This is a genomic window from Sulfolobus acidocaldarius SUSAZ, from assembly GCA_000508305.1.
In the GTDB taxonomy this organism is placed as follows: domain Archaea; phylum Thermoproteota; class Thermoprotei_A; order Sulfolobales; family Sulfolobaceae; genus Sulfolobus; species Sulfolobus acidocaldarius_A.
Genome location: CP006977.1, coordinates 389,909 through 404,710, shown reverse-complemented (window position 1 = coordinate 404,710; position 14,802 = coordinate 389,909). Strand labels below are relative to the sequence as shown.

General features: G+C 35.0%; 21 protein-coding genes and 1 tRNA gene. 15 read left to right on the top strand and 7 right to left on the bottom strand.

The features are described from left to right. The first annotated feature begins 10 nt into the window (after window positions 1-10). The 5 genes from SUSAZ_02365 to SUSAZ_02345 are packed head-to-tail and all read left to right on the top strand — an operon-like array spanning window position 11 to window position 3,553. Entirely contained in the window at window positions 11-505 is a 495-nt protein-coding gene (locus SUSAZ_02365) for a hypothetical protein (GenBank protein ID AHC52428.1), read from the top strand. Next, on the top strand, window positions 502-1,404 hold the full coding sequence (locus tag SUSAZ_02360; protein AHC50949.1) for an acetate kinase: 903 nt from the start codon (window positions 502-504) through the stop codon (window positions 1,402-1,404). Before SUSAZ_02365 ends, SUSAZ_02360 begins: the two co-directional genes overlap by 4 nt. Then, on the top strand, window positions 1,371-2,285 hold the full coding sequence (locus SUSAZ_02355; protein ID AHC50948.1) for a DNA polymerase: 915 nt from the start codon (window positions 1,371-1,373) through the stop codon (window positions 2,283-2,285). The genes SUSAZ_02360 and SUSAZ_02355 overlap by 34 nt, the downstream gene beginning before the upstream one ends. Beyond that, window positions 2,257-3,126, top strand: a complete 870-nt coding sequence (locus SUSAZ_02350; GenBank protein AHC50947.1) for a triphosphoribosyl-dephospho-CoA synthase — start codon at window positions 2,257-2,259, stop codon at window positions 3,124-3,126. Before SUSAZ_02355 ends, SUSAZ_02350 begins: the two co-directional genes overlap by 29 nt. Continuing rightward, the gene (locus tag SUSAZ_02345; GenBank protein AHC50946.1) at window positions 3,089-3,553 is read left to right on the top strand and encodes a hypothetical protein; all 465 of its coding nucleotides are present in this window, start codon (window positions 3,089-3,091) and stop codon (window positions 3,551-3,553) included. The genes SUSAZ_02350 and SUSAZ_02345 overlap by 38 nt, the downstream gene beginning before the upstream one ends. On the opposite strand, the gene SUSAZ_02340 is transcribed toward SUSAZ_02345, so the two are convergent. Continuing rightward, a complete protein-coding gene (locus SUSAZ_02340; protein ID AHC50945.1) occupies window positions 3,533-4,039 on the bottom strand; it encodes an N-acetyltransferase in 507 nt (168 codons plus the stop codon). The two genes, SUSAZ_02345 and SUSAZ_02340, sit on opposite strands and share 21 nt — an antisense overlap. 43 nt (window positions 4,040-4,082) lie before the next feature. Between SUSAZ_02340 and SUSAZ_02335 the strand changes: the two genes are divergently transcribed. Both SUSAZ_02335 and SUSAZ_02330 read left to right on the top strand, forming a co-directional pair. Next, entirely contained in the window at window positions 4,083-5,312 is a 1,230-nt protein-coding gene (locus SUSAZ_02335; GenBank protein AHC50944.1) for a phosphopantothenoylcysteine decarboxylase, read from the top strand. A gap of 39 nt (window positions 5,313-5,351) precedes the next feature. Next, a tRNA-His gene (locus tag SUSAZ_02330) sits at window positions 5,352-5,426 on the top strand. A gap of 246 nt (window positions 5,427-5,672) precedes the next feature. On the opposite strand, the gene SUSAZ_02325 is transcribed toward SUSAZ_02330, so the two are convergent. Continuing rightward, the gene (locus SUSAZ_02325) at window positions 5,673-5,987 is read right to left on the bottom strand and encodes a ferredoxin (GenBank protein ID AHC50943.1); all 315 of its coding nucleotides are present in this window, start codon (window positions 5,985-5,987) and stop codon (window positions 5,673-5,675) included. 63 nt (window positions 5,988-6,050) lie between these two features. Here SUSAZ_02325 and SUSAZ_02320 point away from each other — a divergent pair, with 63 nt between their 5' ends. Genes SUSAZ_02320 through SUSAZ_02310 form a run of 3 tightly spaced genes read left to right on the top strand, consistent with a single transcriptional unit; the run spans window position 6,051 to window position 8,079 of the window. Further along, window positions 6,051-6,638, top strand: coding sequence for a bacterio-opsin activator (locus SUSAZ_02320; protein ID AHC50942.1), 588 nt, complete (start codon window positions 6,051-6,053; stop codon window positions 6,636-6,638). Then, window positions 6,635-7,588: an aspartate aminotransferase gene (locus tag SUSAZ_02315; GenBank protein AHC50941.1), complete on the top strand. Its 954-nt coding sequence runs from the start codon at window positions 6,635-6,637 to the stop codon at window positions 7,586-7,588. Before SUSAZ_02320 ends, SUSAZ_02315 begins: the two co-directional genes overlap by 4 nt. A gap of 59 nt (window positions 7,589-7,647) precedes the next feature. Continuing rightward, on the top strand, window positions 7,648-8,079 hold the full coding sequence (locus tag SUSAZ_02310; protein AHC50940.1) for a sugar translocase: 432 nt from the start codon (window positions 7,648-7,650) through the stop codon (window positions 8,077-8,079). Between the two features lie 80 nt (window positions 8,080-8,159). Here SUSAZ_02310 and SUSAZ_02305 read toward each other — a convergent pair whose 3' ends face one another. Further along, a complete protein-coding gene (locus SUSAZ_02305) occupies window positions 8,160-8,864 on the bottom strand; it encodes an alanyl-tRNA editing protein AlaX (protein AHC50939.1) in 705 nt (234 codons plus the stop codon). 75 nt (window positions 8,865-8,939) lie between these two features. On the opposite strand from SUSAZ_02305, the gene SUSAZ_02300 reads away from it, so the two are divergent. Next, window positions 8,940-9,584: a hypothetical protein gene (locus SUSAZ_02300; GenBank protein ID AHC50938.1), complete on the top strand. Its 645-nt coding sequence runs from the start codon at window positions 8,940-8,942 to the stop codon at window positions 9,582-9,584. 58 nt (window positions 9,585-9,642) lie between these two features. Continuing rightward, window positions 9,643-10,788 (top strand): tryptophanyl-tRNA synthetase, encoded by a 1,146-nt coding sequence (locus SUSAZ_02295; GenBank protein AHC50937.1) that lies wholly within the window; start codon window positions 9,643-9,645, stop codon window positions 10,786-10,788. Here SUSAZ_02295 and SUSAZ_02290 read toward each other — a convergent pair. Further along, window positions 10,779-11,204: a CRISPR-associated protein gene (locus SUSAZ_02290; protein ID AHC50936.1), complete on the bottom strand. Its 426-nt coding sequence runs from the start codon at window positions 11,202-11,204 to the stop codon at window positions 10,779-10,781. The genes SUSAZ_02295 and SUSAZ_02290 overlap by 10 nt on opposite strands. Before the next feature lie 221 nt (window positions 11,205-11,425). On the opposite strand from SUSAZ_02290, the gene SUSAZ_02285 reads away from it, so the two are divergent. After that, window positions 11,426-11,989: a lysine transporter LysE gene (locus SUSAZ_02285; GenBank protein AHC50935.1), complete on the top strand. Its 564-nt coding sequence runs from the start codon at window positions 11,426-11,428 to the stop codon at window positions 11,987-11,989. Then, entirely contained in the window at window positions 11,979-12,698 is a 720-nt protein-coding gene (locus tag SUSAZ_02280; GenBank protein AHC50934.1) for a 5-formyltetrahydrofolate cyclo-ligase, read from the top strand. Before SUSAZ_02285 ends, SUSAZ_02280 begins: the two co-directional genes overlap by 11 nt. Here the strand turns inward: SUSAZ_02280 and SUSAZ_02275 are convergent. Further along, window positions 12,669-13,019, bottom strand: coding sequence for a TrmB family transcriptional regulator (locus SUSAZ_02275; GenBank protein ID AHC50933.1), 351 nt, complete (start codon window positions 13,017-13,019; stop codon window positions 12,669-12,671). The two genes, SUSAZ_02280 and SUSAZ_02275, sit on opposite strands and share 30 nt — an antisense overlap. 101 nt (window positions 13,020-13,120) lie before the next feature. Between SUSAZ_02275 and SUSAZ_02270 the strand changes: the two genes are divergently transcribed. Next, window positions 13,121-13,333, top strand: coding sequence for a hypothetical protein (locus SUSAZ_02270; protein ID AHC50932.1), 213 nt, complete (start codon window positions 13,121-13,123; stop codon window positions 13,331-13,333). On the opposite strand, the gene SUSAZ_02265 is transcribed toward SUSAZ_02270, so the two are convergent. Both SUSAZ_02265 and SUSAZ_02260 read right to left on the bottom strand, forming a co-directional pair. Continuing rightward, complete coding sequence (locus tag SUSAZ_02265) at window positions 13,330-14,217, bottom strand: ATPase (protein ID AHC50931.1); 888 nt, start codon at window positions 14,215-14,217, stop codon at window positions 13,330-13,332. The two genes, SUSAZ_02270 and SUSAZ_02265, sit on opposite strands and share 4 nt — an antisense overlap. A 12-nt stretch (window positions 14,218-14,229) precedes the next feature. After that, window positions 14,230-14,799 carry an adenylate kinase gene (locus tag SUSAZ_02260; GenBank protein ID AHC50930.1) on the bottom strand — a complete coding sequence of 190 codons (570 nt, stop codon included), beginning with the start codon at window positions 14,797-14,799 and terminating at the stop codon, window positions 14,230-14,232. Window positions 14,800-14,802: the final 3 nt, after the last annotated feature.

The following is a 14,802-nucleotide window of genomic DNA, read 5'->3' as shown; positions in this document are numbered from 1 at the left end:
ACCTTGCTTTATGTCTGACGAGAAGTATCAATTTATTAGAAATTTATCAACAGTTACAGGTAAATCTATTTATGAACTTACTAACTATTCAATTGATCTATTAGAGAAAGTTTACGAAAAAATAGGAATAGATAATATGAATTTCTTCATGGAAGAGATTAAATTTTATGTTATCATCAGGGATTTTATAAAAATAGAGTTCCAGAAATATGATCCTAAGTTAATAGGAATTAGTATTTCCAATTACCTTAAATCGGAGGGAATTGTAGATTCTAAGAGACCAGAATTTATCTTTATACTTAATATCATAGTGAAACTGTTAGATGGTAAGGTGGTTTTCCTAAATCTTCATGGTAAAGACCCTGAGCTGGTTAATGTGATGTTTAACAACGAAGAACAAGCAAAATACTTTGAACAGGTATTTAAAATTGTGTCATCGGAACTTAATTTGAAACTAAGGATTATTAAGGACTTATTGGTGGTAAAAATACAAGAAGTATCATGATTTTTACTGGAATTGACCCCGGGAGTAGGACTTATGAAGCCATATCTGTAACCGAAACCGGAAATATTTCCAGGAAAATTGAGATACCTACAGACTTAGTGAAGCATGCTTCTTATTCTCTGCTTAGATATTTGTTAGATGAAAGACCTGTAGCTGTTGCAATGCCATCGGGTCATGGCTTACCGTTTAAGAAAATTACTGATCTCACTGATAAGGAAATTTTTCTATTAACACTTGCTGATCCTGAGAAAGAGGGACACTTAAGGAACTTCATAAGATCCTCAAAAGCATATATTTTCAATGGGTTTACAATCCCAGGAGTGATAGAGTTAGACTCAGTACCTGTATATAGAAAGATAAACGTAATAGATATGGGAACAGCAGATAAGGTAGCCTCAGCGTTCTTTTACAGGACAATGTACGATAATTTTGTGCTAGTAGAAATTGGTTCTAATTTCTCCTCTATACTGGTAGTTCGAAATGGCGAGATTACAGATGGGTTTGGGGGGACTATACTACCTGGTTTCTCCTCTGCTGGTTTTTTAGACGGAGAAATCGCATACTTATTATGCAAGTACGCTAAAATTTCAAAGGAGACAATTTATTCAGGAGGTAACTGGGAAAGAGGAGTAGAAATAATCAGGATAATTTCTGAATGGTATTCATCTAAATACAATCTCCCAATAATAGTTTCTGGCAAGAGAAAGTGGGATGTAGATTTTGGTAAGAAATTTTCTTTTTCTTTTAAAGAATCAGCAATTGGTTCAGCTTACATAGCAAATTCTCTCTATGGTGGAATCTACAGGAAATATATAGATTTCCTTAAAAGTGCAGGTACTCCATTATCACATGTGAGGCTAAAGGGATGGGAAGAGATTATTTCCTTGACAAGGATCTAGTACTAGACAGAGATAATAACATATACTACGTGTACAGTAATATTAATCCCTTTGGATATATTTACGCGATATTGAAGTACGTTTTTACTGGTAAGGGATTATGGAAAGGATATGAGAGAGCTTTAAAATATTATGGAATTCATAACGTCCTAAAAGTAAAACAGGAGTTTATCCATGAGTGTTGTTATGGTGTTAGTTTTCCTATATTAAGAAAATCAGCAATTTCTAATCACCTCAAGCCTGAAGAGAAAATAAGGGAAATATTAAAGCATCCCTCACAGAGTAAGCAAGAGCTTACACTCCTCGAAATAATGCAGTACATTCATACATCTAGATTAGGAGTCTCTGGCAGTTTACTTACAAACACCTATCATGAACTCTCTGATCTAGATATCGTAATATATGGATGTAAAGAATCATTAGATGTGATTGAAAGTTTTGAAGGTTTTAATGATGATGAGGAATGGATTTATGAAACCAGTAAGAATTACGGCTTAGAATTAGACTTGGTTAAAAAATTATATACTAGAAAAATTAGGGGCAAATATTACAATAACGTAAAATATTCTATTTTATTTGTAGATGACAAACCTCAAAGATATTGTGAAGATGTGTGTCTTCCTACTCGTAAAAGAGTTAAAATTAAGGCTGAAATAGAACCTGATTGCAAAGCATTATTTTACCCTTCTAAAGTGAGTCTATATCATGTGGAAGGCGATGAAAAAGTAGACTATTTAGTTTCATATGAGGGCATATATTCTTATCTATTATACTCCTCGAGAAAAATAGAAGTTGATGGCTTACTCGTGAAATGTGAAAATTCCAATCAAGTAATAGTGGGCGATAGAAATGTTGGAGGGAGAGTCAGGAGAATACTGTGAGAAAGTAGCATTTATCCTTTCTAACGCCACTGTCTTAGAAGCATTACATTACAAACCTGGAAACGCTTCAAGAACAAGAGATATTAAAGGTGTCAAGTTCTCAGACCTTGTAAAGTCTGCATTACTTTCAACAAATTATTATAAAACCGCTTGTATAAGGGGTAGCTCACAGGAAAAGCCATTGTATGATCTTTTGTACATGATGGCTAAAATTAGTAAAACGCTGCACGTTAATTTTTCCATATTAGGTACTGCTATGCAACTTCTACCCTTAGCATATTCTTCCTCTTCAACTGACTCCATTGGTCAGCTTATTTTTAGAGCGACACAGCTAATTAGGTCATTGGATAGTATTGAATCTAGGTATTTTAAGATGACTCTGGAAATATTGCAACTAAGCTATTTGGGTAAATTAGACAGGGGATATGATTATAGAGAGCAAGATGATAATCTCTCTCTATTTGAAATTCTTAAGATATCAGCCTTTGATAGTGCAGTTAGAAATATGTTAGATGGCTATAAATATTCTCTGTGGGTTGCAAAACTCATTGAACAGGAGGGGTATGATAGAGGGATTCTTTTGGGATTTTTAAAGGTTTTATGTGAATTACCAGATGGGTTAATATTTAGGAGAAACGGTGGAAGAATAGCCATGGAAGTATCAAAACTGGCTTGCCAATGTTTAAGTAATGAAAAATTGGTGAGTATTTTAGACGAATATTTGGTCTCTAGGGGATATAATCCTGGCTCTACGGCAGATATAGTTGCAGTGGGTATAGCTATTCACGGATTGGGTGTTCTTTATGGCGATAATGGCACTTATAACCAGACTTCCGTGTGAAAATTCCTTAATAGATAAAATAAACAGTCTGGATGTGGACTATGTTGTTGGTTTAGGTGATGTAGAGTGTCCGCAATTTTTAAGAGATTTTTATGGTATTTTAGGGGAGATGGACAACATAACTACAATGAAGTATTTGAAAAATACAGGTAAATTAATAGAGTCTTCCTTCCTTGCTTTTAGTACTAACTTTTCCAATATAACTATTACACATTTTCCTCCTAGATTAGAGTACGGATCGTTAATGGTTAGAAACCAAATACTTACCAATAGCCCAAAGATGGTATTTCATGGCCACTCTGAAGCTCAGAACATATACAATATAGGTTTAACTAAAATAGTATCTATTGGAAGCGCAGAAAAAGGGTATTATGTCATATACGATTCTAATACGAACGAGATTATTTTAAAGAGGAGCAGCCATTAGGTACGCATCTTCTCCGTCTGCATAATAGTGTTTAAGGAGTTTAACTTCTTTGAAATTGAATTTTTTGTACAGCGATATTGCAGGATAGTTTGTAACTCTTACTTCTAGATATACTTCCTCAGCATTATATGTATCTTTCATGGCTCTGAGAGAGTTTTGTAAAAGGGATGTGCCGACACCTATCTTTCTGAAGGGTTCAAGAACAGCAATAGACACTATATGACCCTTTCTTACTAGAGACGGAATGTGTTTAAGATTACTAAATCCCCATTCTATCCTCGGCATGACATATCCAACAACCTCACCTTCTAGGTCAGCTACATAAAATGCTTGTCCATATTCCTTTAAGTGTTCAACAAAAAAATAATATGGATAATTTTCAGGTAGTGCAGATCTATTTATCCTAATTATTTGGTCTATGTCCGATAATGTCGCAAGCCTGATTTGATAATTGATTTTCCTCTTACTATCCTCGGTTATTTCCATAGTATAAGGTTTTTAGTGATCACTTAAATTTATATTTGGTCATATGGTACACCCATCAAAAAAAATCATAGGAGAGGTTTCTAGAGAACTACTAAATAAAAAGATACTGGTTGGAGTAACAGCCAGTGTATCAGTTTACAAAAGCCTCGATTTAGTCAGAGCATTGATGAGAAGGGGGGCAAATGTTAGGGTCATAATGAGTAAGGATTCAACTAAATTGATTAATCCGATGATGTTCCATTGGGCTACAGGGGAAGAGCCTGTAGTAAGCGTAGGAGGAGAAATAGAACATGTCGAGCTTGCTGAAGAATATGATGCACTAGTTATAGCACCATCTACAGCTAATACAATTTCTAAATTAGCCAACGGAATAGCAGACACTTCTATAACATTGACTGCACTGAACTTTGTTGGAATTAAGAAACCTGTTATTTTGGTACCTGCAATGCACCTGACAATGTATGAGGCTCCTCAGTTTAAAGAGAATATAGAAAAACTTGTCAAACAGGGCATTGAAATAATTAATCCAGAAATTACCAGGGATGTAGCTCATTACCCAGATATTGAATACCTCTCTAGTTATATCACATCTTTTCTTCTCAGGGGAAAAGATCTTAAAGGATATAAAATAGTGGTGACTGCTGGTCCCACTAGAGAATACATTGACCCAGTCAGGTTTATCTCAAATTCGAGTAGTGGTACTATGGGTGTGTCGATAGCTAATGAAGCCTATTTCAGGGGCGCAGACGTTATCCTAGTTCACGGTCCATTATCCTCAAGCGTTAAGCCATACACTAAAAGAATCAGGGTTGATACTACGCAAGAGATGGCTGAAAATGTAGAAAAATTGGTTAGAGACGAGAAATACGGTATAGTTATATTAGCCGGTGCGCCAGCTGATTTTAAGCCCAAGAATGCCGCTTCAAGTAAAATAGATAGTCATTCAGAAGTTCCTAAAGTTGAATTAGAGACGACTCCTAAAATTTCCTCAAAATTGTCAATCTATCGTCCACTACTGGTGGGATTTTCTGCTGAAACCGTAAATAGTGATGAAGAGCTGATTGAGAAGGCAAAGATGAAAAAAGAAAGGCATAAATTTGATATAATAGTTGCAAATAACGTGAAGAGAAAGGACATAGGCTTTTCCTCAGAATATAACGAGGTTATAGTTATAGGAAATTCTTTCGTTAGGAAGCTAGAAAAGAACTATAAGACAATTATAGCTAGAGAATTGTTAGATATCGTTAAATACGAAGTAAGTAGAAAGGTTTAAGTTTAAATTCTTTGCATGAATTTATTGTCTAGTAGTTTGGCTCGGGTAGCTCAGCCTGGTTAGAGCGATGGGCTGTGGACCCATAGGTCCCGGGTTCAAGTCCCGGCCCGAGCCCTTTTTATGTGTTTTTGGCTCGGGTAATCTCACTGATTGCCGATTTTATGCGCAATATTCTAGAACTAGAAAAACAAGAAAGGAATTCTATCTGGATTAGTGTGATTTGATATACTTATATATGTAAAAATAGCTCTTTGTCTTCTATTTTCATTTATAATTCTCGATATAACCTACAGCTTAATCCGAAATAATTCTATAATCTTAATATTAAAATAAGGTCGGAAAAATAAAATTCTTAGCTTCTTAAGGAGGCTTCACATCTATTGCTGCTACTGGGCAAACGTTCACACATGCCATACAGAATATACAGGCTTGTTCATTAACTGGATCTGCTTTTTTCTCGGATGCAGGATGACCTGGTGTCTCATACCATTGAAACACATTTACAGGACACGCAGTTATACATGAACCGTCTGCTATACATAGATCGAAGTCTACCCCTACTATAGTTCCATGTACACCCAACACCTTAGGGGATTCCACTGGTCCATAGATTTTGTGACCTGAATGGTCACCTACTACTGGCTTACTTGTTCTATAATTCGGATCTATACCCATTCTAATCCCCAATATTATACTAGCAGATAGTTTAAAATATTTGTCGCCCCTAAACTATTCGGGATGCTATTATACGTAACGCTTCTTACTCCTCTTGACGAATGGATAACAAATATGGATTGGACAAGAAATTCTTTTACGATTCTAGATATTAAACCTGAGGAAAATTTCTCTACCTACAGACTTTTAATAGAACTCAAAGGGAATCCTCCTGATACATATAAGGAGTCCTTTTCAAAGGTATCTAAGGATACTTATATGGGAATCATCAAAGTAAGGTCTAGTGGAGTTATAAGAGTCTTAGGTAATTACTCTATAATTAATGGAACAGTAAGCAATGACTCTGTTGTATGGGTTGTAGTTCTTAACGGATATACAGAACTAAGAAAATTGTTAAGAGACTTTATTGATAGTAAGATAGACGTTAAAATTCTCAAGGTTCTAAAGGCTAAACCATCTTCAATAATTACAGGGAGACAGGAGCAAATTCTGAAGATCGCATTAGAGTTAGGGTACTTTGACTTTCCCAGAAGAATTAGGCTGAATGAGTTATCAAAGAAATTAAACATTAGTACATCTACACTTGCTGAAATTATTAGAAGAGCAGAGAGAAATATAATTGAAGCATTTCTAAGGGAGAGAGACTTATGAGACATGGTGGCGTGGAATGGGTTCATGGAAGACCACTTAAAATAGATGATTTCAGTGTTAATCTGAATCCTCTAGGTACACCAGAATTCGTCGAGGAACTCATAAGAGACGCCTTAATGAATAAAGTGTATTCGTATTATCCGCCGTTGCAACTAAGAGATATAAAGGAGTTCATTGCTGATCTGTATAACGTTGACATTTCGCTTGTGGGAATTTTCAACGGAGCATCAGAAGTAATTTCGTTGTTGGAACCATGTAACGTACCAGAGCCTAATTATTCTGAGTACAAAAGGGCAGGAAGTTATTATGCAATGGAGTTAGACGATATTTTTATTTACTCTTTAGAGGGTAACTGTGTAATTACAAGCAATCCTGTAAATCCCACTGGATCTTTTGTAGAGAGAGAAAGGATAATCGACTTCCTATCCAATGGGGGCAAGCTTATCCTAGACGAGTCCTTTGCAGATATTAGTTTAATTGAACCTAATTACGACTTAGCAAGTGAGTTTGATAATTTACTTTTTATTTCGTCTTTTACCAAGTCTTTAGCAATACCAGGTCTAAGGATAGGTTTTACAATAGGTAAGAGCTCTAAGGAGCTTGAAGATAAATCTCCACCTTGGAGGCTAAATAGTATAGCCTATTATGTATTTTCTAATCTTCATGCAAAGGAAGTTAGGAATTTCTTTAGAAGAAGCAAGGATTATCTAAGTGGTCTAATATCTGGTTTATCTTCTCAGTTTAAAATGTACAAAACGGTAGCACCATTCGTTTTGGTTAAATTTCCTATACCTGCCACAAGGGTTAATCAGATGCTAAGACCATTGGGTTATCAAATAAGGGATTCAGAGGGATTTAAAGGGCTAAATGAATTTTATGGGAGGGTAGCTGTAAAACATAACACTAATGTTCTATTCAAAAAGATAAATGATTTAGTAAGTGTTCAATAAATAAGGGTTAAAAATACTTGTGAGAAAATTTAATAACACAGGGTTCATTTTATTATCGTATGTTCGGGAGGTTCCTGAAATATTCACTAGTAGGTGCACTAGGCGTTGTTGTTAATGAAGGAGTCTTGTTACTATTCCGTGACTATTTACCTCTTACTGTTGGTCTTGCACTTGCCATAGAATTCTCTATCCTCTCGAATTTTATTCTAAATGATATATGGACTTTCAGGGATAGCCGAGTTGGTAGTATTGGTGGTAGGTTACTAAGATTTCATTTATCTTCGCTTGTAGGTGGAGCAGTACAATATGTGATAGTTATAGGATTAGTCATCTTATTTGTGAATTACTCGAATTTAACTGAATTACTGTTTTTACTATTTTTTTCCTCACTGAAACTTTCATCAATTTATCTTGCAGCAATAAATTTCATAGGTATTGTAGGGGGTTTTGGAGTAAGATTTATTTTAAGCCTCAAGTATGTTTGGGGCTAAACTTTGAACTTCTTGATCGAAGAATAGTTAGAGCACTTCATTGTAATTAGACTTTAAAAAATTATTAACGTACTAAGTACCTAAGGTGAAACAGTATAATATATTCGTTTTCTGCCTTTCCCTCTATTCTCGACCTTGATAATTTTAATTTCACCTATTTCTTTTGTGTTTGAGACATGGGGTCCTCCATCGGCTTGAATATCTATTCCCTCTATTTCTACTATCCTCCAAGTATCTACATTTGGGGGCATTCTCTCGGCTAATTTCACTATTCCTGGTATTTTCATTGCCTCGTCTCGCTTTAGAAAGTAAATTTTTACCGGAATATTTTTCTTAATTACCTGATTTGCTTCATCTATTATCTCTATTAATTTATTTTTATCATCTACATCGAAATCGTCTTTTGCATATTCAGGAGAAATGTTACCTCCAGTAATCTTGGAGTTATATTTAGTAAAGGCTATGGACGCAACAACATGTGACGCTGTGTGTAATCTCATCATTCTATAACGCCTTTCCCAGTCAATCTCTCCTTTAATTTCCTGTCCTTCTTTTAACTCTTGAGAATTCTCGACTTCATGGTATATTTCGTGATTTATTTCTTTAACAGATGTTACCTTATATTTTTTGTCGTCTATTACAAAATATCCTGTATCATTTTCTACTCCCCCGCCTCCAGGATAGAAAGCGGTTTTATCTAGAACTATCCCCTGAGGACTAATTTTTAATATTTTTGCTCTAAATTCTTTTACGTAGCAATCAGAAAGATATATTTTTTGGTTCATTGACTTTATTCTACTTCTTCTCTTTTATATTAATTTTTAGTAGTATAATATCGCACCTTCTGTTTTATAAGAGGTATGATCGCAATATATATATTGACCATGATAAGCAAAGAGTTCCAAAAGATATGGGAGGGGAATCAAAAAGTAAAGATTCCCAAGAGTAAAGATCCTCTCAAGTACAGACTTGTCCAGGCTCAGTATAGAGTAAGATCCATGGTTAGTAGACTTGACGTTTATATAGGAAGGATGCAGGAGAGAGACAAAGTACTATTTGAGAGAGTTGTAGAGTCACAGATGAGCAAAGATCAGTCTAGGGCTGCAATGTATGCTAACGAATTAGCAGAAATAAGGAAGATCACAAAACAATTATTGACAACCCAGATAGCATTGGAGCAAGTCTCTCTAAGGTTAGAGACTGTAACTGAGCTCGGTGATATATTCGCTAACTTGATACCCGTAATGGGTGTAATTAACGAGTTAAAGACTTCCTTAAAGGGCGTAATGCCTGAACTCTCTATAGAATTAGGTGAATTGGGTGAAGGTTTACAAGAAATAGTAATTGAAGCTGGCGAATTCAGTGGTGTAAGTGGTATAAGTGCAACATATTCACCAGAGGCAAGACAGATATTGGAGGAAGCTTCCGTAGTTGCGGAACAGAGGATGAAGGAGAAGTTCCCATCTCTACCTACTGCAGGAATTACACAGCAACAAAAAAGCTAATTTTCTCCTCCCTTACCATTTTTAAAGCTTTTATTTGTAATTTTCTCACTCCTTTTATATGGCACAAGATTTTACTGTAACACCTTGGGAAGTTAAAGGGAAAGTAGATTATGATAAATTAATTGTGCAATTTGGTACACAGAAAATGACTAGTGAACTCAAAGAGAGGGCAAAGAGAGCTATAAATGACGAACTACACGTAATGCTAAGGAGAGACGTATTTTTCTCACACAGGGACTTTGATTTGATTCTAAATGATTATGAAAAGGGTAATGGTTTCTTTCTGTATACTGGTAGAGCACCTTCATTAGGAATGCATATCGGTCATTTGATTCCTTTCATATTTACTAAGTGGTTACAGGAGAAGTTTAAGGTAAATGTATATATTGAAATAACCGATGACGAAAAATTCCTAAGGAACGTGGATTATACATTGGATCAGACAAAGGAATGGTCATATGAGAATATCTTAGATATAATAGCTGTTGGGTTCGATCCCAATAAAACATTCATATTCCAGGACACTGAGTACATTAAAAATATGTACCCACTGTCCGTAAAAGTTGCTAAAAAACTAACTTTTAATGAAGTGAGAGCTACATTTGGACTTGATACTTCCTCCAATATAGGTATTATATTCTATCCTGCTTTACAGATAGTCCCTACAATGTTCGAGAAAAGGAGATGTTTGATTCCTGCAGGTATTGATCAAGATCCTTATTGGAGATTACAAAGAGATATAGCTGAAAGCTTAGGGTACTTCAAGGCTGCCCAAATACATAGTAAGTTCCTCCCTCCTCTTACAGGACCAGAAGGAAAGATGAGTTCCTCACAGCCTGAAACGGCTATATATCTTACAGATGATCCTAAAACTGTTGAGAGAAAAATAATGAAATACGCATTTTCTGGTGGGCAAGCTACAGTGGAACTTCACAGGAAATACGGCGGAAATCCAGATATAGACGTTGCTTTTCAGTGGCTCTACATGTTCTTTGAACCTGATGATCAGCGGATAAGAAAGATTGAGGAAGATTATAGGTCTGGTGCTATGCTTACAGGAGAACTTAAGCAAATTTTGGTAGACAAGCTTGATGCATTCCTGGAAGAACATAGAGAAAAAAGGGAGAAGGCTAAAGATTTAGTTAACGTATTCAAATTTGATGGAGATTTAGCAAGAGATATGTGGAAAAGAATTCATGTATAACCTCTTTTATACACTCCTAATCTCTTCAAATGATATACTACCAAGTTAGTGGACTTACCTAGAGTCTTTGCAATTCTATAGATCGATTCTCCCTTAAGATACATTTCCTTAATTTTATTTATATCGTCATCACTTAGCTTCTTTATTTTTCTTCCCACGTTATGCTTTTTCAGTATTCGTAGTGCTGAAGATTCGCTTATTTTTAACATCTTACTAATATATCTTGCACTATGACCTTGTTTAGCTAGCTCGACCACTTCCTGCTCATTAATCCTCTTCTTTCTTATATTAACTCCTGCATTTAAGAGAATATTTCTCACTTTGGTATAACTAATTCCTAATTCTCTAGCTATACTCTTCATGGACTTTCCTTGATTATATAATCTTTTCAACTCATCTACGGATGCTTCAGTCATAATTGAGCTATCTACATTCTTTAAAATAAATTTTTTCCCAATCTTTGTATTGTTAAACTTCATTTGAATTAAATTTGAAACCAGATTGTATAAGTGTAATTATCTTTCATATTCGCTTAAACATGTTAATGATGTATTCTTACATCGTATAGCCAAAGATCTTTTAGAGTACAACAAAATGTACTTTAAAATTTAAGTTATCAATAGGGTTAAGAATATTTATGAGTGAAGTTTATTCTCTTGCTACTGGAATTTTAATGGGTTTATCGATTGCTGCTCCTCCTGGTCCTATAAATGCAATGATGGCTAATGAGTCCACTAGATCATTTTTAAATGGAATCGCAGTAGGCGCAGGCGCTATGACTGCAGATTTTGTATTCTTTTGGATCACATACCTGTTTAAGTCTATTATACCATCAAATATTCTGTTTGTTTTCTACATAGTAGGGGGAGTGTACATGTTATACTTATCTTATAGTGTTCTTAGAGCAAAGCAAGTATCATCTAGTACAGGCGGTAGTTATGTTAAAGGTCTTTCAGTGGCTATAGTTAATCCTTATCAAATAAGCTGGTGGCTTACATTCGGGATTTCCATGCTTAATCAATTCTCTGTGATAGTAGCACCAGGTTTCTTTATAGGAATTTTAATATGGATATTAGCCTTTCCGTTCTTAATAAACAGGATAGAGCAAAGATATGTAAAATACGTAAAAATATTTTCCTTCACCATTTTACTTATTTTCGGCGCATACATACTATATCAGGGTGTTCATTATTTTATCTAAGGCTGAAATAAGAGAGAAAATTTGGAGTCTGCTGGAGGATAAAAACATTGCAGCTTTCCCGAGACCTGTTTTTGGTAGAATTCCTAATTTTAAAGGGTCTAAAGAGGCTGCGCTGAGATTAAGAGAGATAGTAGAATACAGGAAATCCAAAATACTCAAGGTAAATCCTGATTCTCCTCAAAGATGGGTGAGAGAATTTGCCTTAATGGACGGTAAAACTGTGTTAGTACCTACACCTAGACTGAAGGGTGGTTTCTATATTTTAGATCCGTCGAAAATCAGTGATTATAAGAAAGCCTCAACCATATCAGGTTTCACATACTTAGGGGAGTTAGTAGACATTTATTCTATTCCCAAAGTAGATCTAGTAGTAGTAGGCTCAGTGGCTTTAACCTTGAGAGGAGATAGGGTTGGAAAGGGTGAAGGCTATAGTGAGCTGGAGTATGCTATACTTAGGGAAATTGGAAAGGTTGATGAAACAACTCCAGTGGTAACAACTATTCATGACATACAAATAGTTGACGAGATTCCAACAGAGGTATTTGACGTTCCTGTTGATATTATAGTGACACCCACCAAAGTAGTATATACAACAAATAAGAGAGAAAAGCCAAAGGGTATTTACATAGAATATCTAACGACGAAAAAGATAGAGAATACTCCTTTTTTGAAGGAGTATTTAAATAAAAGACTTAATAACTTGGTTTAGTTCTTTGCATAATTCTTCGGACTTAGTTATTAATCTATTTTTGAGTTCTTCCTTATTTACACTATAGACATATTTGGGTCTTCCTCCCTTCATGTTATCTCCTTTTTCCTTATCAACTAATCCTGCATCTGAAAGCTTCTTTAATATTATGCTTGTTCTACTTTTACTAATTTTTAGTTCTGCAGATATTGCATCAATATCCTTACCTTCTTTGCTTTCTAGTATCCTTAGAAATGTGTCTATTTCTGATTCAGAAAGACCATAGGCTACTGATAAGAATCTTTTTAAAATTACATATTTTTCAGTAATTTCAATACTCATTTTAATCTCGCCTTTCTTAATTTATATCTTAGTATGTTTTTTTAAATCTTACTACTACTATCTTTATACTTTTTATCTTTTAAAACTAATTGTATTATGCAATGGGAAAGGAAGATTTAAAGGCAGAAATCCTAAAGATTATTGAAGAGAATAGACAGGGTATTACCTCCACCCAAATTCGTGATATCCTCATGGAGAGAGGAATACAATTTAATATGGTAGAATTCAGAGAAATATTGGCGGATTTGGTTAGAGAAGGAAAAATCAAGAAGGAACCAGACTATGAAAAGAAGAAGTTTTTATTTAAAATTTAGTTTCCTTCTACGTTATTTATAATTTTTTGAGCTATACTCATAAATTCTTTTGAAGTAGGGCTCTCAGGATATTTTACGAAGAATGGTTCACCCATATCATTAGCCTTAGCTATGATCGGATCTAATGGTACCTGACCTAATAATGGTACTCCCATTTCATCTGCCATTTTCTTACCTTTTCCTTCACCAAAAATGAAGTAAGTCTTACCGGAGTCTGGGCAAACGAAATGACTCATGTTTTCAACTACTCCTATAATCTTTGCATTAACAGTTTTTGCGAAATTTATAGATCTCTTGACAGCTAGTGTTGACACTTCCGACGGAATTGTAACTATAACCATCCCTGTAAGGTTTGGTATTAATTGGGCTATTGATAATGCTTCGTCTCCTGTCCCCGGTGGCATGTCGATAAATAAGTAATCTAGTTCCCCCCAATTTACATCTCCCAAAAACTGTCTAATTGCAGTATGTTTTATAGCTCCTCTCCAAACAACAGGCGTATCGTCTTTAGGTAAGAGGAAATCAATGGAAACTACTTTTATGTTGAATGGTCCAGTAACTGGATTAATTCCATTATCATCTGCAGTTAAATACTGTCCTCTAACTCCTAGCATTTTAGGAACTGATGGACCGTGAAAGTCTACATCGACTATACCTACTTTTCTTCCGCTAGCTGCTATCGCCATAGCTAAATTCGACGATACAAATGATTTTCCTACACCTCCTTTTCCACTGAGAATAGCTATCTTATACTTAACCCTCTTCATTCTAAGCTGTAACTTCATATCTACTGCTTGTGGTGCTTGTGGCTGTACCTTTCTTAGGTCTCTGGGTTGCTTTGTGGGTTGCTGAGGAGAAGACATTCTGAAAGGATTATCACTCAAAAATTTTCACTCTCAACTTTTCTCATCTTCATACTTACTAATAACCTTATCTAATGATAATAAGAAATTCTGAATTTTTTCATCATCTAACCAATCAATTTGTTCACATTCATTTTTAATTATCTTTTCTAATATCTGGGAAATTGTCCTTCCTGTATTGTTTATTGTACATACCTTATCTTTTCCAAAAGCTTCTATTGCTTCTGCTTCTATTACACCTAATATTTCAGCCTCTAAATTTTCCGCTATCTTTAATTCATTCCAATTTCTCTTTTTTAACTCCTCATGCAAGATGAAAGGATCCCTTTTTAGAACTATGATCTTATCCGCTTTAGGCACAAGAGAAGGGTAAATTGTCTCGATCACAACATTAGGATTATTCTCTATATATTTCTTTATCAATTCCGTCACTCTATCTTCATCAATGATATAGCTTTGTCTGATATCATCATATTCTGTGTAAGCCTTATTTTCTATTATAAATGACGAGAGAAGAAGAAAATTTAGGTTTAATTTTTTAGACAATGCCTCTGCAACTGTTGTCTTTCCCGTTCCTGGTGTCCCTGTTACGATTATAATCATTCT

Bases quoted from the DNA above. Each gene is read 5' to 3' on its own strand.
- SUSAZ_02290 (AHC50936.1), bottom strand. From the start codon at position 11,204: ATGACTGAAGCATCCGTAGATGAGTTGAAAAGATTATATAATCAAGGA.
- SUSAZ_02335 (AHC50944.1), top strand. From the start codon at position 4,083: ATGGTACACCCATCAAAAAAAATCATAGGAGAGGTTTCTAGAGAACTA.
- SUSAZ_02320 (AHC50942.1), top strand. From the start codon at position 6,051: ATGCTATTATACGTAACGCTTCTTACTCCTCTTGACGAATGGATAACA.
- SUSAZ_02315 (AHC50941.1), top strand. From the start codon at position 6,635: ATGAGACATGGTGGCGTGGAATGGGTTCATGGAAGACCACTTAAAATA.
- SUSAZ_02360 (AHC50949.1), top strand. From the start codon at position 502: ATGATTTTTACTGGAATTGACCCCGGGAGTAGGACTTATGAAGCCATA.
- SUSAZ_02340 (AHC50945.1), bottom strand. From the start codon at position 4,039: ATGGAAATAACCGAGGATAGTAAGAGGAAAATCAATTATCAAATCAGG.
- SUSAZ_02305 (AHC50939.1), bottom strand. From the start codon at position 8,864: ATGAACCAAAAAATATATCTTTCTGATTGCTACGTAAAAGAATTTAGA.
- SUSAZ_02270 (AHC50932.1), top strand. From the start codon at position 13,121: ATGGGAAAGGAAGATTTAAAGGCAGAAATCCTAAAGATTATTGAAGAG.
- SUSAZ_02310 (AHC50940.1), top strand. From the start codon at position 7,648: ATGTTCGGGAGGTTCCTGAAATATTCACTAGTAGGTGCACTAGGCGTT.
- SUSAZ_02260 (AHC50930.1), bottom strand. From the start codon at position 14,799: ATGATTATAATCGTAACAGGGACACCAGGAACGGGAAAGACAACAGTT.
- SUSAZ_02295 (AHC50937.1), top strand. From the start codon at position 9,643: ATGGCACAAGATTTTACTGTAACACCTTGGGAAGTTAAAGGGAAAGTA.
- SUSAZ_02275 (AHC50933.1), bottom strand. From the start codon at position 13,019: ATGAGTATTGAAATTACTGAAAAATATGTAATTTTAAAAAGATTCTTA.
- SUSAZ_02365 (AHC52428.1), top strand. From the start codon at position 11: ATGTCTGACGAGAAGTATCAATTTATTAGAAATTTATCAACAGTTACA.
- SUSAZ_02345 (AHC50946.1), top strand. From the start codon at position 3,089: ATGGCGATAATGGCACTTATAACCAGACTTCCGTGTGAAAATTCCTTA.
- SUSAZ_02355 (AHC50948.1), top strand. From the start codon at position 1,371: ATGGGAAGAGATTATTTCCTTGACAAGGATCTAGTACTAGACAGAGAT.
- SUSAZ_02325 (AHC50943.1), bottom strand. From the start codon at position 5,987: ATGGGTATAGATCCGAATTATAGAACAAGTAAGCCAGTAGTAGGTGAC.
- SUSAZ_02285 (AHC50935.1), top strand. From the start codon at position 11,426: ATGAGTGAAGTTTATTCTCTTGCTACTGGAATTTTAATGGGTTTATCG.
- SUSAZ_02300 (AHC50938.1), top strand. From the start codon at position 8,940: ATGATCGCAATATATATATTGACCATGATAAGCAAAGAGTTCCAAAAG.